Below are 21467 nucleotides of genomic sequence, written 5' to 3' on the forward strand. Positions count from 1 at the left end.
TCGGCTTTGCAGCCGGCCTGCTTTTCAGCTGCTGCCGGATCCGCTGGGGGAGGTCGTACGGTTCACGACGTCGTGGGGGTCCCGTACCTCTCTGGACGTTGTCCTCGTCAAGCCGGAACTGGTCGGTGAGATCGACGTGGACCGCGCCCAGGACCGGGGCGCCTGGCGTCACGCGGTGCGGTTCGTTCGGCTCCGGGAGGATATGGCGCCCGGAGACGTCGCGGCGTTCGGGGAGGGCGCGGGGCCGGCCGCCGGATGACTCGCGCCGGTAAGCCGGAGGGACGCTCGGCGGCCTCGGCCGCCCGACAGGCCTCGCATATGACTCGAGCGTGGTGGCCGTAGCGGTGGGTAAGCCCCTGACACCGCGGGCAGTATCCGACAGGGCACCCCGGCCATGTGGCCAATGTACGTCCGCGCGCTCGTCCTGGCAGGAAGAACGCTTACGCCAAGTCCGTACCCAGTTGGGTGTCCGGCCGACAGAACTGGCACGGCTCGATGGTGGGGTCCGTCAGCGCGGCCCGGGCCTCGTCGGCTCTGATCCGATGTCGCGTGCCGTCGATCATCGTGCAGTCGGCCAGGTGGATAACGGCGGGCTCGGGCCCGTGCGGGGTGCGCTTCTGTTGGACGACGTATCCGGTACTCGTGGGCGGCGGGGCAAAGCCGGGCAGGAGGCCGCTGCCCTTCTTTCGGCGCCGCGGCGGTTGCTGCTGGACGGGACGTTCGGCGCGGGCGAGGGCGTTCTGTACGGCGTCCCGCTGCAGGCGTAGGTAGATGCCGATCGTGTCGTTCTCCGCGATCTGCCGTTCGAGGTGTGTGAGGATCGCCCGAAGCCGGGGCTGATCAGGCGGCAGCGGCGGGTCAGCTGGTGGTTCGGACATGGCTTGCACCGTGCAGCGCCGCCCAGGCCTCAGACCGCCGGCCCTGCCAGTAGGGGTGGAACAGCACCTCTGCCGACAGGCGGATCAGTCGCCGCCGGAGCACGTTGCGCGGGCGCACAGCGAGTTGCCAGTAGGTGGCGTGCCACTCCTCGTGGGCTCGGGCGAGGTCGTTGGGAATCGGGCTCACAGCCGCATTCAATCAGGTGTTCGATTTTTGCCGCCAGCCGCCTGGCTGGCGTCCAGGTACATGCTGTTCGTGACGGCGAGGCTCAGCTCTGTGTGACCTGGAGCTTCCGCGCCGCCAGGAGCCAGGAGCCAGGAGCCAGCCAAGCGTCGTGGCAGCTGCGCCTGGGAGCGACTGTGGTCTGAGCCGAACGGCCTACTTGAGCTGGGCTCCCGTGTCGTATTCGGTGACGATCATTCTGATAGGCACGCCCGTTTGCGATGGCGCGCCTGTACGCCAGGCTCTGCCTTCGGCCGACAGCCATGCCTTCACTCATCAATACGGCCGAGAGCCTGCCAGTGGAGGAAGGAGATGCCTTGAACCACTTGGCTCGGATTCCGCTGGAGGACGGAGGCTGCGTGCTGATCGAGGCGTCGTCTGCAATGGATGGGCCAGTGAAGGCCGGCCGCATCAGTGAGGCTATCCATGACCTTCCGCAGGACCTTCAAGGGGCGTTGGAGCCGGTCACCAAAGCGGCACGTGCCACGCTCGAACAGCTGCGCAAGGCCGGTCCCCACGAGATTGCAGTCGAGTTCGGCGTTGACCTCGCGGTTGAGGCAGGAGCTGTCATCACCAAAACGGGTGCAAATGCTCACCTGCGCGTGACCGTCTTGTGGAAAGGGGGCGAGTCCCCGTCGCCCGACGGCGAGCGGGGATTGGACTGATCCGATGGATGTCTTGGGAACGGGCTGGGAGAGCGGGCATGCACGGGGGCTTCCCAGTGCCGTGGCACAGGTCCTCGACCGACAAGGCCAGGTGGCTGGGGCTGGCTTCCTGGTGGCGGAGTGCCTTCTGGTTACCTGCGCGCATGTCGTATACGCCGCAGGGTCCGGCCCGGGCGGGACCATACAACTGGTCTTCCCCCACGTGGAGGGCGCCCCTCGCGTGCAGGGGGCGGTGTTGGAGGGGCCGTGGCGTGCCCCGGACGGGGAAGACGTGGCCATAGTGCGCCTCAACAGCACATCACCTGGCATGACTGTCTTGTCCCTGGGCTCTGCCGAAGGCCGCCGAGGTCATCAAGTGCGCTCGTTCGGATTCCCCGCTCAGGCCCCGACCGGTGGGCACTTCGGCTTCGGCGTGTGCGGTGACTTGCTGGGTGCCGTCGGGGGCAGGGGCGTCCATCTGCAGTTGACCGCTGCCAACGACCTGACGACTGGGTTCAGCGGCGCGCCTGTCCTCGATGAGGTGACGGGCTTGGTCATCGGCATGGTTACTGAGATCACCACCCCCGACGCCTACGCGAGGGGGCAAGGTATTGCTTACGTCACCCCGACACAGGTGCTCCGCGAGGTCTGGCCAGAGCTTACTGAACAGGACGTATCTCCTTATCTGGGGCTGGAGTCGTTCGGCGCCGATCAGGCGCGATGGTTCAAGGGGCGGGAGGACGCGATACGCCAGGTGCTGGCAGGCCTGGCCCGCCGCCAGCGATTGACGCTCTTGCTGGGTCCCTCTGGTTCGGGCAAGACCTCGCTGATACAGGCCGGCGTTCTGCCCTCGGTGGCTGCGGGCGATCTGGCCGGCAGCGACAGTTGGCTTCCTCTGGTCGTACGGCCGAGGCAGGATCTGCTGACCGAACTGGAACGCGCGGGACTGCCTGGCGCCGACGGTGACGGGCTCTCCGCAGCCGTCGCCCGCAAGCTCGCGGCGCATCCCGCATGTGAGCGCCTCCTTCTCGTCATCGACCAGTTCGAAGAGTTGCTCACCCAACGGAGCATCGGCACACCAACTCGCCGCCGAATCGTCGCGGACCAGATCATCGAAGCCCTGGACGACCACAGCCGCCTCAGTGTGCTCCTCGTGATGCGCGACGACTTCTACCCACAGCTCGCCGCCCTGGCCCCCAGGCTGTTGGAAACCGCGATGCCGGGACTCCTCAATGTGCCGGCGGTGCTCAGCCGACATGACCTGCACGACATCATCACGCTGCCCGCCCGCGACGTGGGAGCGCACTTTGAGCCCGGTCTACCGGAGCACATCATCAGGGACGTGCTGGCCAGCGTCCCCGAAGGGGCGACCGCCGGCCAGGTAACTGCTACCGTGCTCCCGCTGGTGGAGGTAGCGTTGAGCCAGCTGTGGCAGAGGCGCCATGAAGGGTACCTCACCCACGAGGCCTACCAGCGCATTGGCGGAGTGACGGGCAGCCTTGCCACGTGGGCGGACACCGCCCTGGACCAGCTCCCCAGTAACCAACGACCCACCGCTCAACGCATATTGGCCTCGCTGGTGCGACCCGCTGATCCAATCCACCGCATTCCCGCAGTTCGCGCGCAGGTTCCCTTAGGAGAACTGCGCGACCTGGCCACCGACCCCGGCAATGAACCGGAGAGCGACGGCCCCTTCGACGAGGTCCTCGCTGTACTCACCGGTCACCGCATCATCACCACCCACACACCCGGCACGGCCCAGAACGCCCACGTCGCTGCGGGCCAGCCGGTGGCCGAACTGATCCACGATGCGCTCATCCGCGACTGGGGCACCCTGCGCGAGTGGGTCCGCCAGGACCACCACTTCCAGGGATGGCTTGAACACGCGCGCGCGAGGCGTGCCCGCTGGGCCGAAACGTCCGACCCCGGTGACCTGCTCACCGGAACGGCGCTCGCCGAAGGCCTCGACTGGTCCCAGAAGCGCCGTCTGCCGGGCGAGATCACCGCGTACCTCACCGCGAGCAAGCAGAGGCAACAGGCGGTCATCCGCCGCAGCAAACGCCTCAACGTGATCCTGGCTTCCGTGCTGGCCCTCGCGCTCGCCGCCACAGGCGGCGCGTTGTGGCAGTGGCGGACGGCCAGGGCCGAGCAACAGGCGGACCTCTCCCGGCAACTCGCCGCGAAGTCCGACAGTCTGGTCGAGACCAATCCCGATCTGGCATCGCTGCTGGCCGTCCAGGCATACCGCACGAGCCGTACCCCCGAGGCGGTCGCGAGTCTGCAGGACGCCGCGGCTCTCCCGCTCCACCGGTCTCTCGTGGGACACAGGCGGGAGGTGTACTCGGTGGCGTTCAGCCCGGACGGGCACACACTCGCCACCGGCAGCACCGACGGCAGGGCTCGCCTGTGGGACGTAACCACCGGCAGGACCCGTACCGTCCTCGACGGCCACGGAGGTGAAGTGTGGTCCGTGGCGTTCAGCCCGGACGGGCACACACTCGCCACCGGCAGCACCGACGGCAGGGCTCGCCTGTGGGACGTAACCACCGGTAAGACCCGTGGCACCCTCATCGGCCACACAGACCAGGTGAACTGGGTGGTGTTCAGCCCGGACGGACGCACCCTCGCCACCGGCAGCGCCGACAGCACCGCCAGGCTGTGGGACGTGGCCACCGGTAAGTTGCGTGGCACTTTCACCGGGCACAGTGAATGGATCTACTCGGTGGCGTTCAGTCCGGACGGACGCACGCTCGCCACCGGCAGCTTCGACAACACCGCCAAACTGTGGGACGTGGCCACCCGCAAGCCCCGTGCCACGCTCAAGGGCCACACGAAGGCGGTCTGGGCCGTGAAGTTCAGTCCGGACGGACGCACCCTCGCCACCGGCAGCGCCGACAACACCGCCAGGCTGTGGGACGTGGCCACCGGCAGGCCCCGTATCACCTTGACCGGCCACAGGGCCCCGGCATGGGCGTTGGCGTTCAGCCCGGACGGGCGCACGCTCGCCACCGGCAGCGAGGACGAAACTGTACGGCTCTGGGACGTAGCCACAGGCACCACCCGTACCGTCCTGCACGGTCACAGAGGTGCGGTGGAAGCCGTGGCGTTCAGCCCGGACGGACACACCCTCGCCACCGGCAGCGACGACAAGACCACCCGGCTGTGGAACTTGCACACCGGTGCAGCCCGCGAAATCCTCACCGGCCACACGGCGCCGGTCAGGTCCGCCGCCTTCAGCCCGGACGGGCGCGTCCTCGCCACCGGCAGCGAAGACGGGACCGTACGGCTGTGGGACGCGGCCACAGGCAAGGCCCGCGCCACGTACACCTCGAGCATGGGTACGGTGTGGTCGGTTGCGTTCAGCCCGGACGGACGCACCCTCGCCGCGGGCCATGACTACCAGAAAGTGCAGTTGTGGCACGTGGCCACAGGCAAGCGCGGCCGGACCTTCTCCGCTGACAACGGATCGGTGTGGTCAGTGGCATTCAGCCCGGACGGCCGCACGCTCGCCGCCGTGAGCGAATGGAACACGGCCCAACTGTGGGACCTGGCCACCGGAAAGGCACGCCCCACGATCGCCGTCACCGAAGGAGCGGGGTTTGCGGTCAAATCGGTAGGGTTCAGTCCCGACGGACGCACCCTCGCCACAGCCATCGCCGACACCACCGTGAGGCTCTGGGATGTGACAACGGGCAGGCGCCGCGCCACGCTTGCAGGCCACACGAACAAGGTGCAATCCGTGGCGTTCAGCCCCGACGGTCAGACCCTCGCCACCGGAAGCGACGACCAAACCGCCCGACTGTGGAGCGTGGCCACCGCCAAGAGCCGCGCCACTCTCACAGGCCACACCGGTCCGGTGTACTCGGTGGCATTCAGCCCGGACGGACACACCCTCGCCACCGGAAGCGACGACAAGAAGATGCGATTGTGGGACGTGCGCACCGGCAAGGCCCGCGCCACCTTCGCCGGCCACACGGGTGCGGTGTACTCCGTGGCGTTCAGCCCAGACGGCCGCACCCTCGCCACAACCAGCGACGACAGAACCGTACGGCTATGGGACGCGGTCCTACCCGAAACCGATGCCGCAATCCAAACCGTCTGCCGAAACGTCAACGAGGACCCGACTCAGGACCAACAGGTTTCCCTTCTGCTGGGAAGATCCGTTGGCCGCGTCTGCCCTTCAACCTGACCCCGCCGCATACCAGCGCCGCCTGGACGTTGAACCCGGCGACGAATTGCCGGCGTCACGACGATCTCCTCAAAAGAGATCGTTGCGCGCCGACCCTAGGAGAGGTGGGCATGCCATCCTCCAGGCTAAGGAATTCGATGGTCAACTCAGCTCATATGGTTAGCCGTTGTTAGTGGGTGCTGCTCCCTCGGGATGCGTATGTGACGGCGGCCTGGATGGCTTCGCACATTGCGGATTGGATTCGGCTGAAACGAGGAATGTATTCAGGGGAGTTCTTGCGTGCCGTTGAGACGTTGACGATGTTCCTGCATGGGAAATCAACGTGCTAGTCACCATCCGGACAGGGAGGCGCTTAGTCATCGGAGCGAGCGTGAACGACGAGCCAGCCAAGGCGGAGGGTCCATCGACAGACGCCATGAGCATTCCCGAAAATGGAAGACCGCGACTGGTCGTTAAGCATGTCGTACTAGATGGTGAGGACGCTTTGGCGCTAGCGGAGCGTCAGTGGACCGCGATCCGCGCAGTGCTGGAGTACCTACTCGACAGTCACAGCGCCCCACCAGAGCGTGGACGGCCGTAAGTAATCGGGAAAGGGACACTTGTATGCCCCGGATCTCAACAGGCCCGCGGTCATCATGGACGCCTTCCGCGTCCACTCGCCCATGGGCTGACGATGGCACCCTGGAGGCCTCAACGCTTCGAATGACCGTCCCGGTGGCTTGGCTCGGCCGGACCTCCAAGGAAGACGTCCAGGACCCCACACTGTCTCTACCTCGGCAGTTGCGTAACGCCAGAGCCGCGCTACCGCCCGGCTGGTTGATTGTCGCCCACTTCTACGACATCGAGTCCGGCCGCACGGGACTGCACGCACGAGGCAAGTCCCTGGCCTACCAGAATTTCAAGATCCCCATCCCCCGAGACGGCGGCCTCACCGACCTCCTTGAAGAAGCGCATCGCCCTGATCGCCGATTCGTAGCCGTTATCTGCGAGTCGATCGAGCGCGTCGCCCGCCGAACCTATTTCGGCATGAAGATCGAGCACGAACTGGAACAGGCCGGAGTCGCGCTGTGCGCCGCGGATGAACCGATCGACATCGGCCCGCGGGCAAAGCGGGCCACCCCGACCCTCACCCGTCGAGTGAAGCAGGCCATCTCCGAGTGGTATGTACTGCAGATGCTCGAGTTGTCCTGGGACGGCTTCATCGAGCACATCTGCCAGGGCTGGAATGTGGGCAAGCCACCCTATGGCTACATGGCGCAAAGGGTGCCCCATCCTGTCCCGGCTCGCCGAGCGGAGGGCCGCACCAAGCACCGGCTCGTCCCTGATTCGACCCGGGCCTCGGCGGTCACCTACATCTTCCAACTCCGTGGACTCGACAAGCTGGGGTACGACGCTATCGCCGACCGTCTGAACCTGGACCTTGTTGCCTACCCGCCTCCGGAGCCGACCCGCCCGGATGCTGCCCTGGGCCGCTGGAGCGGATCTGCCGTGCGCGAGATCCTACGCAATCCCAAGTACACGGGCTACCAGGTCTGGAACCGCCGCGCGACCAAGAAGGGCGGCCGCAATAACGACCCCGAGGACTGGGTGTGGTCACCTCGACCCACTCATGAGCCTCTTGTCACCAAGGAGTTGTTCGACACCGCCTCGACCGTGGGCCGCTTACGTCGGGGCTCCCGTACCGGTGACGGAGCCAACACTCATCCGGCCACCCAACGCTCTTACGTCTTGCGGTCCTACGTGTTCTGCGACATCTGTAACCGCCGAATGTTCGGCAAAACTCGCCATCAGATCCCGTACTACGCCTGCCAGCCCGACCCGAACGAGCATCGTGACCTGCCATGGTTTCCTGACCACCCGAAGAGTATCTGGATCCGCGAAGAGGTCCTGATCGCATCCATTTCCCGCTTCTTCGCCAGTACCATTTTTACCCCTGAGTTGCGGCGCCGCCACGGAGGCCGCGCGCTGGAAGTCACTCAGCACGCAAAAGAAACCGCGAGAGATTTCACTCTTGATCGAAAAGAATTGGAGGAAGACACCGTAGGCCCTGTCCCGTGGCAGACCGTTCTCTCGTCCCAGGAGCAGGAGTTCGCTGATGTGAACTACCGGGTACCCGCCACACTTTCTGAATCTCGCGAACAACGCATCAAACAGCTTGCTCACCCGCAAGCGCCGAACCCTGTGGTTCCTCCCATCGACAACCCGGCCCTGCCGGACTCCCTCTCACACCTCGATGTGAACCTTTCCCTGGTTCCCGAAGGAATCCAACGGCAACTCTACGCCGCATTCGGGCTAACGATCCGCTACAGCCGGACACGCGAAGAGCTCACCCTGCGGGTGATGAAGCCAAGCTTCCTACTGGATGGGCCAATGCCCGTCACTCAGCAACCGAGGGCGTAGAACATTAGCGAGCGATGCAGCCAGCAATTCGGATAGAACTCGCTTCGGGATATGGCAGCGAAGATCAGCCACACGACGAGAAGTGTCGGTGAACTATTGCCATGATGACCTGCGGGTCAACAGGGCCTCCAGTCCGTGAAAACGGAACGACTGGTGGGCGCGCAGGGAAGCTTCGCGAGCACCAAGGCACCTCCACTCACGGCCTGCACACGGTCTACTCGGGCTGGGGCCCGTTCTTCGCGCACCTAGTGTCGTAGTTATGAGCAGCACCGACGACGAGCACCGCCGTGTACGTATCGCGGCAGCCCCGAACGATGGGGCGGTCATCGAGATTGATGGTCACGACGTTGCCTCCGCTGTCGAGGCGTACCGGATCACTCAGACCGTCGACGAGGGCCCCGAGGTCACGCTGTACGTACAGCAGGGCTGGCGCGGCCTGGAATTCAACGGGTTGGCCGAGGTCGTGGTGGAGCCCGCCGACGTCCGGCAAGTTGTGATCGGATTCCTGGATGCCGTCGACTGGCGGAGACTCAACGAGGCCGTGCTGGATCGAGACGACCTCGACGGCAAGCCAGGGGAACTGACCCGCGGCATGCTCGCGCAGCTGAGGGAGTGGGCTGCGAGTGCTTGACCAGTCGGCGATCGCCCGGTTCGCAGAGCGTCATCTGATGCCGGACCGAGTCCAGGTCAGGCGTGGCAATAGCGAGGACATGCTGGACCCGGAGACCGGCGATCTGGTGCCGGCCCAGCCGTTGATCGTCTACGACGACAAGGGCGGCTTGTACGCACATCAGGAGCGGATCCGCGGCACGGGCTCGGGTCGGGACGGTGCATGGGTGGAGGAGGTTCGTGCCGGCTACCGTCTGCTGCTGCCTCTCGATGCTCCAGAGATGTGCCAGGACGACACGGTGCTGGTCATGGAGGCCCGTGACGGGCAGGCCGTTGGCCGCACGTACCGGGTGACCGCGCAAGGTGAAGTGTCGTCGTTTCCGGTGCTGCGCACGGTGTGGCTGGAGGAGCACAACCGGAGGCCGGGAGCGCAGTGAGTGGCGGCAGCTTCCAGCACCCGTCCCAGTTGGCGGCGGCTTTGGAACGGGGCGGGAAGGCGGCGGTGGCCGCGGCCGAGACAGCGATGCGGCACGGCGCGAAGGCTTTGGTGGTTCAGGTGCAGCGCAATGCGTCTGGGCGTCCTGGGCCGCGGGTGATCACCGGCCGGTATCGTGCGTCGTGGGAGTCCGATGTACGCCGGGCCGGACCGATGATCGTTGCCGAGGTCGGTACGAATGCGCCGCAGGGCCGCCGGTTGGAGTTCGGGTTCGTAGGTGTTGATTCCTTGGGCCGTCACTTTGCCCAGCGGCCGTTCCCTCATCTGGGACCCGCAGTCGCCGCCTTCGGTCCGCTGCTGGTGCGGGAGCTCGGGCGAGCGGTCTCGGAGGAGCTGTGACCGACATGAACACTGCGCTCGAGGACGCGTTGGCCGGTGTGCTCGCTGAGCACGAGCGTGGACTGCTCGCCCGGGCTGTCGTCGTGGCCGAGGTACTGGACGAGGACGGTGAGCGCAGTCTGTCGATCCTGACCACGCCGAGGGTGATGGAGTGGGATGCGCTCGGCCTGTGCCGGTACGGGGTGCTCAGTATCGAAGGCCCGGCGGCCGCCTATTTCGCAGGCGGAGACCTGTGATCGAGCGGGCCCGGGTGACCGCCGCAGTTCAGGTGATGCTGGCCACGGCGACGGGTAAGCCGTGTGGCCTTGGCCGTCTGCCGCTGGTGGAGGGTCGGCCCGCACCGTTGCCGTACATGGTGCTCTACCCCCAGGGCGGGCCTGTTGGTGGAGCGCCGTTGGCGGACCAGTCGGAGGAGGGGCGTCTCGTCTACCAGGTAACGATCGTGGCTGCTCGTACGGATCAGGCCGAGTGGCTCGCGGATCGGGCGCGGCAGGCGCTCCTGGGACGGACAGCCGCCGGCCGGTGGCAGCACGCGATCCAGATTCCGGACGTGGATGTGTGGGGGCGGGAACTGTTGGTCGACGACGGTGTGGATCTGTCCGATGCGGACGCTGGCGTCGTGACGGCAGTGCAGAGGTACACGCTGTCCGTGACGGCCTACTGATCGTCGTAGCCGAGGGTGAGCTGGTACCGGTCCTGCAGGTGTGTGCTGATCAAGGCGTCGAGCCTGTCGGCGAAGCGCGTGAACCAGCGGGCCAATCGAAGCTGGCGGATCCTGGAGCCCATAGGCTCCCGGCGGCCACACGCGCTGATCGACTGGGTGGTCAATCACCGTGCTGCATGACCTTGCAGTCCGGGCAAGGCAGTTCGGCGGTCAGACGACGGCCGGCTGAACCGTCAGGGTTCCTTCGGCAGTGTCGATCGCGGCCCGAGTGCCGAGCGGGAGGGTCGGAGGGTGCAGGCCGTGCCCGGCGGGGAGTCCACCGAGAACAGGAACACCCAGGCGACTCAGCCTGTCGCGCAGGACGTCGGCAATGCCCCATCCCCCCAGGGTCGGATCACCGGCATCCTGGTCGAAGCCGAGGAACTGGCCAAGGGCGACACCGCGCAGCCCGTTCAGGGCCCCGGTACGGGTCAGCTGGGTCAGTGCACGGTCGACCTCCCCCAGCCCTGTGCCTTTTTGGTGTTCGAGGAAGAGGATCGCCCCCTTGAGGTTCGGCAGGCCGGCTCCGGCCTGGGTGCGGATCGCGTCGAGGTTGCCGCCGACCAGGACGCCGGTCGCGGTGCCTTCCACGGTGACGGCTGCAGTGGCCTGGCTGGTGTCCCGGTGGATGATGACGGGGTCGGTGGTCATCAGCGCGCGGCGGAGGGCGTCGGCTGATGCGCGTCCGGACCATTCGTCGCTCCAGTTGGCGAAGGGGCCGTGCAGGCAGGCCAGGCGGCATCGGGCCCATAGGGCGAGGTGGAGGTGGGTGATGTCGCTGAAGCCGACCACGGGCTTCGGGTCGCGGCGCAGCGAGTCGGTATCGAGGTCGTCGACGATGCGGTAGGCGCCTTTGCCGCCCCGGGTGGCAATCACGGCGCGCACCCCCGGGTCACCGAACGCGGAATTCAGGTCGGAGACGCGGTCCTCGTCCCGACCAGCCATATAGCCCCATTGGTCAAAGACGTGCTCACCCAACTCGACCCGGAGCCCCCATGACGTCAGTAGCTCGACGCCGCGGGCGACTCCCTCGCGGCTGGGGGGACTGGCCGGAGAGACGATCCGTACCCGATCCCCGGGCCGTAACCGCGGCGACCGCACGGGCTGGAGACTGTCGAAGGTATCCATGCCGCGATGTTCCTACACACGCCGAGCCGAAGCTGGGCCCTTGCCGCAGCGCCTCCCGTGATCTTTGTACGACCCTCGGCGTCCGGGACGGCGACGTCGACGGCAGTATGGTGATCTACGTGCAGACCTGCAGCTCACTGTTACTGGCTGAGCTGGGATCTGCGTCCTCACCGCGGAGGCCCGCGCGGACGCCCAACCACCCTGTGGTGTGGGCCGGTTCCCCGACACATCGTCGAGGGACGGGGCCTCCCGAGTTGTGTGGCTGCCGTCCCGGAATCGGACAGCAGACCTTGCAGGTAAAGAAGTTTTCCCGGCGCGGTGTGACCCGCGTCCTGTGGCTCAAGATCGTCGCGGACGCGGGCCACGTCCCCACCCGTGCCGAGCTGACCGCCGGCACAGATCTGACTGACGCGATCGCGGCGATCGACGGCTGGACGCTGCAGAACCAGGCCATCGAAACCCCGGACCTGGGGTCGACGTTCGAGTCGAAGATCCCCGGCACAGACCAGGCCGACGATTCGTCGCTCGGCTTCTACGAGGATCGGGTGTCGGATGAGATCGAGCAGTTGCTGACGAAGGACGCCACTGGTTGGGTCGTCTTCCTGCGCAAGGGAGATGTCCCCGGCAGCCGCAGCATGGATGTCTTCCCCGTGCGGATCGGCTCGCGCTCGCCGAACTTCTCGACGGACAACGAGGCCGCGAAGTTCACCGTGAACTTCTCGATCACCGAAAAGCCGACGCAGGACGCCGTAATCCCGCCGGCTGCGACGAAGTCCGACAAGTAGCCCTGGTTCGGCCTCTTTGACTGCCCGGCCAGGTGTCTACGCGCAACGGGCGTTCCCTCCCTTTCCTCTGTTCCGGCACTCGTGCCGTTGCCCTGGCCGGGCCCCTCCTCGTTCCCCCCTTTCCCTGTTCTTCTGTTCGTGCTGTTGGAGTTGTGAGTGCCCACCGATACCCGCCCCGTTTCCGAACCTCCGGCCAAGGCTGTTGCGCGTGACGCCCACTGGGCAGCCAAGCTGGCTCGGCTGCGTGCCCGCCAGCTGCCCGAGTACACGCTGGTGATCTGCGACGACCAGGAGGCGAAGCGGCGCCTGGACAAGGCCGTGCTGGAGTTCGCGCGCTGCCAGATGGCCGATGCGGAGAACGGCCGCGAGCACAGTGAGGAGACGCAGCGCGCCGAGGAGGACGTCGAAGATGCTCAGGCTGACTTCGACGCCGTTTCGCTGGAGCTCACGTTCAAGGCGCTGCCCCGCCCGATCCTGGACGGGCTGATCAAGCGGTTCCCCCCGACCGAGGCCCAGGCCGAGGACGGCGACGCGTGGAACCCCGAGACGTTCCCTGCCGCGCTGATCGCCGCCGCGCACATCGAGCGCGACGACGAGGGCAACATCGTGGAAGGCATGAGCGAGCAGGACGCGCAGGACTTGCTCGACTCGTGGCCCGTGGCCGAGTCCAATGCGCTGTTCGCTGCGGCGTGGCAGGCCCAGCAGATCGTGCGTACCTCCACGGTGGAGCTGGGAAAAGACTGATCAGGGACGGGCAGCTTCGCGCCGAGCTTGAGCTGTGCGACCGCTGGGGCATCCCGCACTCGCAGTTCATCGGCGCGGGTGACGGCCGCTGGAGCGAACTAGACCGAATGAAGGCTCTCGCCTTCGCAGCCCACCAGCGAACGGTCTGTGATCAGTGCGGCACCCGGGCCGCGGAGTGGGACGAAGCCGCCGGCGGGGACCGGTTCGCGTACGTCACCACGACGGTGCGCTGCCCGGGCTGTGAGTTGATCGCGCACGAGCAGGACCAGGTGCCCGACGGGATGGACGGCTACGGGGTACGGATCGGTCTCGTGCCACGCACGTAGCAGCGGGCCTGGGGCGGGTTGAGGGAGGGGATACGGGAGGGGCGTGGGGAGTAAGGGCACCGGCAGGTGTCGTCCTACACGCTCAGCGTCCAGGCGCGAGCGGACTTCGCCCACCTCCTGTCGGAGATACGGCAGGCCTCCCGCGCGATGCGCGGGCTCGGCCGCGACACCGCCGCCCTTAACCGGCAGCTCAACCAGGTCGGCTCCGGAGCCCGTGGCTCCTCGTCCGGGCTTCGCGGTCTTGGCCGTGATGCTGACCGTGCCCGCGCGGGCTTGCGCCGTGTCGGTGCCGACGGGCACGCCTCGATGCGGCAGCTCCGCCACGGGCTGCTCGGCGCCCGCCAGGAAGCGCACCATCTGCGCAGCCTCCTGGTCGGCGGAGGCATCGTCGCCTCGCTTGCGGAGATCGCGAAGGAGGGCAACGAGTACCAGCGCGCCATCAACAAGTGGGGCGCGGTCACCGGCGCATCCGGCGTCGAGATGGTGCAGGCCGCGGCGAAGGCCCGCGAGCTCGGCTCCGACCTCAAGATCCCGGGCACCTCGGCGGCGAAGGCCGCGGACGCGATGCTGGAGCTGGCTAAGGCGGGCCAGACCTCCACCTCGAGCATCGCGAACGCCCGCGCGGCGATGCAGTTGGCGGCGGCCGACAACCTTACGGCTGCCGACGCCGCCCGGTATCTGGGCGACGTGATGGACCAGTTCGGTCTGTCATCGAACAACGCCGGCCGGGCCGCCGATGTGCTCGCCGCGTCGGCGAACGCCGCCTCCGGTGGCCTGCAGGACATCTACTACGCGATGTCCTACACCGGGCCCGTCGCCACCCAGTTGGGTATCTCGATCGAGGACACCTCGGCGGCGGTGGCGATGCTGGCCCGCTCCGGCATCCTCGGCTCCAAAGCAGGAACGTCCCTGCGCGGGATGCTGACGAACCTGTCGCGTCCCACCGCGCGGATGAAGCAGGGCCTGGCCGAACTCGGTGTCGAAGCGTGGGACGCACAGGGCAACTTCAAGGGCCTGCGCACGGTGATCGAGGGCTTCGAGAAGGCCCAGCACCGCATGTCCCAGAAGGACTTCCTCGGCTCCCTCGCTGACGTCGTCGGCAAGCCTGCCCTTGCCGGCGCGTCTGCGTTGGCGCATCAGGGTGTCGAGGCGTTCGACCAGATGCACACGGCGATCGCGCGCACCGGCGCGGCCCAGGAGATCGCCGCCTCCCAGACCAAGGGCCTGGCAGGTGCGGTCACGCAGCTCAAGACGCAGGCGTCAAACACCGGGCAGGCTCTCTACACCGCGGCGGCGCCCGGGTTGGAGAAGGTCACCCGGCTGCTGACCGCCGGGATGGCGGCGGCCACCCCGGGAATGGCCGCAGCCCTGGACTATGTACAGGACCTGTACACCCTGGCGGGGCCGTCGGCGTCGAAGGCCGTCTCAGCCGGTCTGGACGAGGTGGGCGATGCGCTCGACGGGCTGGGCGGGCCACTGCAGGACATCGCTTTCGACACCGCCGCCGCAGGGATCAACGTCCTCGTCAACGGCGGCCGCGCCCTCATCGAGATCCTGCGCAACGTAGGCTCCGCCGCGTCGCCAGTCGCCGACGCCATCGCGGATATGGCGGACGAGGCCGATGCCGGTGGTACGGCGCTCGACATCGTCGTCACCGCCCTCAACCTGGCCTCCTCGGCGGCTGGGGCCGTCTCCACCACGCTGATCCCGGTCGGGCATGTGGTCGCCGGGCTGGTGCGCGGGTTCGCGGCGCTGCCGGGGCCGGTGCAGACGGCGATCGTGGCGATGCTGCTCGCGCGCCGCGCCACCCCCATCCTCATGAACCTGGGCCGAACGGTGTCGGGCCCGGTCACAGGCGCTTACCGCTCGCTCGGCGATCAGATGCGCGTGCAGGAACGGCTCGCTGCCGCGAACGGCCAGTCGATCGGCCGTATCGGCCAGGCCCTCGCCGTGCTGGAGACCCGCGTGCCGGTGGTGGGGCGGATGGCTGCCGCATTCAGGTCCGCCAACGGCCCGGTGTCCGGGCTGACCCGTGCGATCGGTACGGGTCTGGGTGGAGCGGCGCGTGGGCTGATGGGGGCGCTCGGCGGCCCGTGGGGTGTCGCGATCGCCGCCGCGGGTGTGGGGCTGTCGATGCTCGCCGACCATCAGCAGAAGGCGGCGCAGGCTGCGTCCGAGCACCAGTCGCGGATCAGCAACCTCACGCAGGCGCTTCGCGACTCCAACGGGGCGGTCAACGACAGTGTCCGGGCTGCGGCCGCGCAGTCGATCATGGACACGAAGGTATTCGACGGGAAGAACCGGCTCGTCGACGTCATGTCGAAGGCCGGCGTCTCCGTCCGGCAACTCACCGACGCCTACCTCGGGCAGGACGGCGGGCTGAACGCCCTGCAGAAGCGGCTGAACGACACGGCCGAGGCCAACGTCGAGTGGATCGCTACCCAGGGTGGGGCGGCGAAGACGTACAACGATCAGGGCCTGGCCGCCGCCCGGGCGGCGGATGCGCTCGGCGCGGTCAAGGGCGAGATGTCGCAGGCCGTCAAGGACGCCAAGGACCTCGCCGACGCCACCGGCTCTGGCGGACGTACGGCTGCGGATGCGGTCGGCCCGTTCGGGAAGTTCTCCGACGCGATGCGCCGTCTGTCCGACACCACGGCGGACGCCGACTCCCGTGCGCGGGCCCTGCACGACGCGCTGAACATCCTCGCGGGCGGCTCGGTGAACCTGTCCGCGGCCGAAGCCCGCCTGAACCGGTCGGTGTCGGATGCGGCCGAGTCGTTGAAGGGCGGCGTCGACCACGCGCAGGGGTACGGCAAAGCACTGCTGAACGTGGACGGCTCGCTGTCCACGGCCACCCGCAACGGACAGAAGCTCTACGACCTGCTTCAGGGCCTGTCGACGAACTCTGCGGACGCCGCGCTCGCCGCCTACCAGTACGCGGAGGCGAACGGGAAGAGCGTGCCGGAGGCGTTGAAGGCCGCCCAGGCGCAGATGGCCACCGCCCGCGAGTCCGCGATCGCCACCGCCCAGGGCTACGGCCTCACCGCCGAGCAGGCCGCTAAGCTCGCCGACGCCGCCGGGCTGGTGCCCGAGCAGGTGTCGATCCTGCTGCAGACGGCCGGCATGGACGAGGCGATGGCCGAACTCATCGCCGTCCAACAGGCGCTGAAGGCCACCCCGGACAACAAGACCGTCACCATCGCCACCCTCTCCAACGAGGCGCGCAAGGACCTGGAGAAGCTCGGCTTCAAGATCAAGGATCTGAAGGACCGGCGGGTGCAGGTCACCTCGCCGACCGACATGGCACGCACGGATCTGGATGCGCTGATCGCGAAGATCGCCCAGACCCCGGGTAGCAAGCATGTCCAGGTCACCTCTGCCACGCAGGCGACCATCAGCAGCCTGGAAGCGGTCAAGCAGAAGATCGCCGGGGTCCCGGCAGGTAAGACGATCACGGTGTCGGCGCCGACGGCTGGGGCGCGCGCCCAACTCGAGGCCCTGGGCTTCAAGATCACCGAGGTCCCTGGCAGCAAGAACGTTCACATCTCCGCGCCGACCGGCACGCAGCGAGCAGGCGTCGATGCCCTGGCCCAAGCCATCAACAACCTGCGTAGCAAATCGGTGACCATCACCACCCACCACGTGAGCGTGCTGTCGTCGCTCGTCCGGCCGCCCTCCGACATAGCCGACGCGCTGCGCAAGCAGGCAGACGCCCAGCAAAGGCAAGCCAACCGGCACGCCGACGGCGGTGTTGTCGACTACTTCGGCGACGGCGGCGTGCGCCGTGAACAGCACGTCGCGCAGATCGCACCCGCTGGGGGCTGGAGAGTCTGGGCTGAGCCGGAGACGGGCGGGGAGAGCTACATTCCGCTCGCGCCGAGCAAGCGGATGCGCTCGCGGCGGATCGCGGAAGAGACCGTACGGCGCCTGGGCGGCGGGCCCATCACCTGGTACGCGGACGGTGGCCTGTCGAGTTGGTCGTACGAGCCGCTCGGCAGCAGCACCTTCACGGTGTCGGATGTCGTCTCGAAGTCGCAGCGCAAGGGCAAGGGCGGCAAGGAGCACTTTGACCTGCGTCTGTTCGAGAAGAACCTCCGCAGGTCCGTGAAGGCTGCCCAGGGCTGGCGTGGTGATCTGGCCATCGTGGCGCAGCGCGCCGGAACCGACGTGGCCAAGGCGCTGCAGGAGATGGGCGAGTACGGTGTCGCCCTGACGCGGAAGATGGCGCACGGCTCCAGCAAGTACGTGAAGGCCATGGCCGCGCAGCTCGCCAAGCTCGCCGGCACCGCCCGCGCCTCCCTCGGTGACTACACGGCCCAGTTGCAGAACGCGGTGAAGGACAACACCGCCTTCCAGAACAACCTGGTCAAGCTCGCTTCCAGCGGCTTCGGCGATCTCGCCACACGCCTGGCCGAGCAGAACGACGCGGACGCCGAGGCGCTCGCGGTCCAGGCGGTGAAGGACAAGAAGAAGGCGAAGAAGGCCAACACGGCGGCGAAGAACGCGTCCAAGGCCTTGGACGGGGAGCAGCTCACCGACCTGGTGCAGATCATCGGGGCGCTCGCGAAGACCCGGGGCATCCACGACGTGGCCGACGCGACCGGTCTCGACGAGGACCGGATCATCGCGATAGCCAACCGGGCCAAGCAGCAGATCAAAAAGACCGGGCGCGCCGACCGGTTCCTGACCGACCTGGTGAAGGCGAACGCCGGGAAGGCGTACGCGAACGGCGGGATCTGGGAGCCCGGCGTCTATTCCTCCGAGGGCGGGCTGATCAAGTTCGCGGAGAAGGAGACACGGGGCGAGTCGTACATCCCGCACGCCACGGCGAAGCGCGGCCGCGCCACCGCCGTCCTCGCGCAGACGGCCGACCGCTTCGGCTACGCGCTCACGCCCAGGGGGCTCGTCGACGCGCACGCGGGCCGCGCGCAGGTGGTCGTGGTGCATCAGGCACCGGCGATCGGCCAGCAGACCATCCATGTCACCCGGGCCGGGGCGGGCGCGGACGACATCGCCTCCGCCGTCTCGTACCAGATGCGCCGCGCCCGCCGTGGGGGTGTCCTGCGGTGAGCAGTGAACTCAAGGACTTCCAGTTGGAGTTCGGCGGTGTGCAGTTCGGCCACGGCACGCAGGTTCCGATCGCTGAGATCGAGGGTCTGGCACGCCCTGGGGTGCGTGGGGAGATGGTCGAGCAGCCCGGCGCGGACGGAGCCTGGCCCGCACCCGACTGGTATGCCGGCCGTACCCTGCGCATCGACTGCGCCATCAAAACGCCGGGGGATCCTGCCGCCGCCCGCCAGCTCCTGGCCGCCCTGCAGGAGGCGGCCGACGATCGGCAGGTGCGCACCGTGGGCGGCGCGGTGATGCCACTGCGCATCAAATGGCCCGGCTCCCCAGTCCGCGTCTTGTTCGGCCGCCTCGTGAAGCTGGAGGCGTCCTGGGAAAAGGCCGCTTTCGGCTGGATCCCGCTCGACGTGGAGTTCGTAGCCCCGGATCCGCGCTACTACGCCGATGTCCAGCAGCACGAGGAGCTGCGGCTGGGCTGGCTGTCCGGCGGCGGTTTCACCGCGCCCGTCCAGGCGCCGATCCGGGTCACCAGCGGCACCCCGACGGGGCAGAACCGGCCTGGCTGGGTCACCAACAGCGGCACCGCCGACGCGCACCCCGTGCTCACGGTGTACGGGCCGTGCGCCAACCCTGTGATCACGCACGTCGACACCGGTCGCCAGATCGAACTGTCCGTGACCCTGGCCGTCGGACAGTGGGCTCGCGTCGACACGCGGCCCGGCCGCCTGACCGCCCTGCGGGACACCGGCGGTCCCGTGGCCACCACGTCCCGCCTGGACACCTTCGTTCTTCCGCCCGGCCGTAGCGAGATCCGCTGGACCGCGACTGATCCGACCGCCACCGCCCGCCTCACGGTGGCGTGGCGCGACGCCTACATAGCCCTCTAAGGAGACCCGACCCGTTATGACCCTCGCGCAAGCACCGCTGCTCGTGGATGGCGCCAGCCACTCGGCGCAGACCTTCCGCATGATGATCAAGGACCTCTCCCGGGGTGCTGAGGGAGTCACCGAGGCCGCGGACCTGAGGGTCACGCCGCTGCCTGTTCCCGGAGGCGGCGTGCAGGTCGCCGACGGGTCTGCGGTGATCCGCGGGAAGGCGAACGCCTGGCAGGGCTCCTACACCGCCTACAACATCGGCTCCGCCACCGTGCCGATCGCACCTACCGGTGCGACACCGCGGTCGGATCTGGTCGTGCTGCGTGTCGCCGACCCGGAGTTCGAGGGCGGCCTGGATCCGGCGAAGGACGCGATCAACTACTTCGACGTCATTCCCAACGTCTCCCCCACGACGACCGGCGTCCCCAAGGGCGTGACGGGCATAGCGATCGCTCGCGTGGATCTTCCGGCGAATACCGGCACCGTCACCTCCGGGATGATCCGTGACCTGCGTCGAGTCGCCAACCCTCGAAGGGAGCGCACCTTGTACACGGCGTATCCGTCGAAGCTGTCGAAGGCGTTCAAGGATGACGACCAGTGGCATGACTGGCCGCCCGAGGCTCGCTGGACGATCCCGGTGCCGGATTGGGCTACGAAGCTGATCGTCACCGTCACCATCGCCGGCCTGCGTATGGACTACGACAGCCTCTTGGGCAAGCTTCGGCTCATTTTCGGCACCGTTCAGGGCCAGCACACGATGGTCGACGACAACCAAGGCAAGGTCGTCCGCCGCTCTACAGCCGTCGTTGCCGACACCATCACCCTCCCTGCCGACTACCGGGGTACCAGCCAGGTCCTGTACCTGCAGGCGAACATGTCGAAGAACTGGAAGGGCGACCTCGGCGCCGACACGGGTACGTCGATCATCGCCGATGTGGAGTTCACGGAGGGACCGGTGTGACGTACCGGTACCTCACCCAGAACGCGCTGACCGGCGAGTGGCTCTCCCCGCACCTTCCATTGAAGGGGGTCGAGTTCGGGCCGGAACTCAATGGGCCTGGTGAGCTTCGCGGTTCGCTCTCGCCACGCCTGGCATGGTCGCACCCCGAACTCGCTGATCCCGGGACCACTCTGATCTACGCGGAGCGGGACGGGATGCTGCGGTGGGGCGGCATCATCTGGCAGATCGAACCCGACGGCAACACCATGACCGTGGAAGCCGCGGGCTGGTCCTCGTACTTCCACCGTCGGCACGACCTCGACGGCGAACTCGGCGGCCGCGCACCCTATGTGCGCGCCGACCCGTGCCGGATCTTCCGCGACGTCGTCGCATACGCTCAGTCGATCCCGGACGGTGACCTCGGCATCACCGTCGACGACACCACCTCCAAGGCGACCGTCGGCACGCCGGCCGAGCCGTGGCACTCCCGCTGGTGGGAGACCCCCGTGCTCGGCGAGATCCTCGATGACCTGGTGAAGCCCGCCGACTCCCCCGACTACACCTGCACCACCTGGTGGGACATCGGCCGGCGGCCCGTGCGGCGTATCCGGTTGGGCTACCCGCGGCTGGGCAGCCGCCGCTCGGACATCTCCTTCTCCACCGGCGTCAACATCATCCGCTCCACCCCGGTGACGTACAGCGCGGACGAATACGCCCAGGTCGTCATCGCCACTGGTACCGGTGAGGGCCGAGCACAGCGGCGTGCGATCGACGCCGTACGCAACAGGCGGCTGCGCCTGGAGCATGTCCTCGACCTGCCCGAGGTGCGGGGCAAGGACGTCCTGGCGCAGCGCGCGAAGAAGGAGCGTGCCTGGCGGCAGAGCCTCGGCCACGTCGAGGAGATCACCGTCCGCGATCACCCCTCCGCGCCGATCGGCTCCTGGCAGATCGGCGACGACGTCCGCGTCGCCATCCGCGATCAGTGGACGAACTGGACCGGGTGGTGCCGCATCAGCGGCTACACCGTCCGCCCCGACACCGACGAGGGCGAGACCGCCACCCTCCGTCTCGACTCGGCCGCCGCCCACCAGTACGCCACCGCCACCTGACCCCGCAAGGAA

At 67.7% G+C, this 21467-nt stretch carries 19 protein-coding genes and 1 pseudogene; 16 read left to right on the top strand and 4 right to left on the bottom strand.

Annotation, left to right across the window (positions count from 1 at the left end):
• Positions 1–440 precede the first annotated feature (440 nt).
• A complete protein-coding gene (locus AVL59_RS32465) occupies positions 441–878 on the bottom strand; it encodes a DUF6233 domain-containing protein (protein WP_067311752.1) in 438 nt (145 codons plus the stop codon).
• Positions 859–1065: a hypothetical protein gene (locus tag AVL59_RS32470; protein ID WP_067311753.1), complete on the bottom strand. Its 207-nt coding sequence runs from the start codon at positions 1063–1065 to the stop codon at positions 859–861. Before AVL59_RS32470 ends, AVL59_RS32465 begins: the two co-directional genes overlap by 20 nt.
• A gap of 299 nt (positions 1066–1364) precedes the next feature.
• Here AVL59_RS32470 and AVL59_RS32475 point away from each other — a divergent pair, with 299 nt between their 5' ends.
• From AVL59_RS32475 to AVL59_RS32510, 9 genes and pseudogenes are all read left to right on the top strand, one after another.
• Positions 1365–1766 carry a CU044_2847 family protein gene (locus AVL59_RS32475; protein WP_237281755.1) on the top strand — a complete coding sequence of 134 codons (402 nt, stop codon included), beginning with the start codon at positions 1365–1367 and terminating at the stop codon, positions 1764–1766.
• A gap of 4 nt (positions 1767–1770) precedes the next feature.
• Positions 1771–2298, top strand: a pseudogene (locus tag AVL59_RS56745) (S1 family peptidase); the annotation flags it as partial.
• Between the two features lie 9 nt (positions 2299–2307).
• The gene (locus tag AVL59_RS32480; RefSeq protein ID WP_237281756.1) at positions 2308–5934 is read left to right on the top strand and encodes an nSTAND1 domain-containing NTPase; all 3627 of its coding nucleotides are present in this window, start codon (positions 2308–2310) and stop codon (positions 5932–5934) included.
• Positions 5935–6636: 702 nt separating this feature from the next.
• Positions 6637–8334, top strand: a complete 1698-nt coding sequence (locus AVL59_RS51810) for a recombinase family protein (protein ID WP_067311760.1) — start codon at positions 6637–6639, stop codon at positions 8332–8334.
• A 259-nt stretch (positions 8335–8593) separates the two neighbouring features.
• On the top strand, positions 8594–8965 hold the full coding sequence (locus tag AVL59_RS32490) for a hypothetical protein (RefSeq protein WP_067311762.1): 372 nt from the start codon (positions 8594–8596) through the stop codon (positions 8963–8965).
• Positions 8958–9380 carry a DUF6093 family protein gene (locus tag AVL59_RS32495; RefSeq protein ID WP_067311765.1) on the top strand — a complete coding sequence of 141 codons (423 nt, stop codon included), beginning with the start codon at positions 8958–8960 and terminating at the stop codon, positions 9378–9380. Before AVL59_RS32490 ends, AVL59_RS32495 begins: the two co-directional genes overlap by 8 nt.
• Positions 9377–9778: an HK97 gp10 family phage protein gene (locus AVL59_RS32500; protein WP_067311768.1), complete on the top strand. Its 402-nt coding sequence runs from the start codon at positions 9377–9379 to the stop codon at positions 9776–9778. The genes AVL59_RS32495 and AVL59_RS32500 overlap by 4 nt, the downstream gene beginning before the upstream one ends.
• Positions 9779–9783: 5 nt before the next feature.
• On the top strand, positions 9784–10014 hold the full coding sequence (locus tag AVL59_RS32505; protein ID WP_159400166.1) for a hypothetical protein: 231 nt from the start codon (positions 9784–9786) through the stop codon (positions 10012–10014).
• Positions 10011–10442 carry a hypothetical protein gene (locus AVL59_RS32510; protein WP_067311770.1) on the top strand — a complete coding sequence of 144 codons (432 nt, stop codon included), beginning with the start codon at positions 10011–10013 and terminating at the stop codon, positions 10440–10442. Before AVL59_RS32505 ends, AVL59_RS32510 begins: the two co-directional genes overlap by 4 nt.
• On the opposite strand, the gene AVL59_RS55755 is transcribed toward AVL59_RS32510, so the two are convergent.
• Complete coding sequence (locus AVL59_RS55755; RefSeq protein ID WP_257785112.1) at positions 10436–10564, bottom strand: hypothetical protein; 129 nt, start codon at positions 10562–10564, stop codon at positions 10436–10438. The genes AVL59_RS32510 and AVL59_RS55755 overlap by 7 nt on opposite strands.
• An 88-nt stretch (positions 10565–10652) precedes the next feature.
• The gene (locus AVL59_RS32515; RefSeq protein ID WP_067311772.1) at positions 10653–11609 is read right to left on the bottom strand and encodes a S66 peptidase family protein; all 957 of its coding nucleotides are present in this window, start codon (positions 11607–11609) and stop codon (positions 10653–10655) included.
• Positions 11610–11716: 107 nt separating this feature from the next.
• Between AVL59_RS32515 and AVL59_RS32520 the strand changes: the two genes are divergently transcribed.
• The 7 genes from AVL59_RS32520 to AVL59_RS32550 all read left to right on the top strand — a co-directional run bounded on the left by AVL59_RS32520 (position 11717) and on the right by AVL59_RS32550 (position 21455).
• Positions 11717–12394: a phage tail tube protein gene (locus AVL59_RS32520; RefSeq protein ID WP_443732254.1), complete on the top strand. Its 678-nt coding sequence runs from the start codon at positions 11717–11719 to the stop codon at positions 12392–12394.
• Positions 12395–12550: 156 nt separating this feature from the next.
• Positions 12551–13138, top strand: coding sequence for a hypothetical protein (locus AVL59_RS32525; RefSeq protein ID WP_067311777.1), 588 nt, complete (start codon positions 12551–12553; stop codon positions 13136–13138).
• Positions 13139–13245: 107 nt separating this feature from the next.
• A complete protein-coding gene (locus AVL59_RS55215; protein ID WP_067311780.1) occupies positions 13246–13464 on the top strand; it encodes a hypothetical protein in 219 nt (72 codons plus the stop codon).
• Between the two features lie 66 nt (positions 13465–13530).
• A complete protein-coding gene (locus tag AVL59_RS32535; protein ID WP_067311782.1) occupies positions 13531–18534 on the top strand; it encodes a phage tail tape measure protein in 5004 nt (1667 codons plus the stop codon).
• Positions 18531–19418 carry a phage tail domain-containing protein gene (locus AVL59_RS32540; protein WP_067311785.1) on the top strand — a complete coding sequence of 296 codons (888 nt, stop codon included), beginning with the start codon at positions 18531–18533 and terminating at the stop codon, positions 19416–19418. The genes AVL59_RS32535 and AVL59_RS32540 overlap by 4 nt, the downstream gene beginning before the upstream one ends.
• 16 nt (positions 19419–19434) lie before the next feature.
• Positions 19435–20367 carry a hypothetical protein gene (locus AVL59_RS32545; RefSeq protein WP_067311788.1) on the top strand — a complete coding sequence of 311 codons (933 nt, stop codon included), beginning with the start codon at positions 19435–19437 and terminating at the stop codon, positions 20365–20367.
• On the top strand, positions 20364–21455 hold the full coding sequence (locus AVL59_RS32550) for a hypothetical protein (RefSeq protein WP_067311791.1): 1092 nt from the start codon (positions 20364–20366) through the stop codon (positions 21453–21455). The genes AVL59_RS32545 and AVL59_RS32550 overlap by 4 nt, the downstream gene beginning before the upstream one ends.
• The last annotated feature ends 12 nt before the right edge of the window (positions 21456–21467 follow it).

It is taken from the genome of Streptomyces griseochromogenes, assembly GCF_001542625.1.
GTDB lineage: Bacteria > Actinomycetota > Actinomycetes > Streptomycetales > Streptomycetaceae > Streptomyces > Streptomyces griseochromogenes.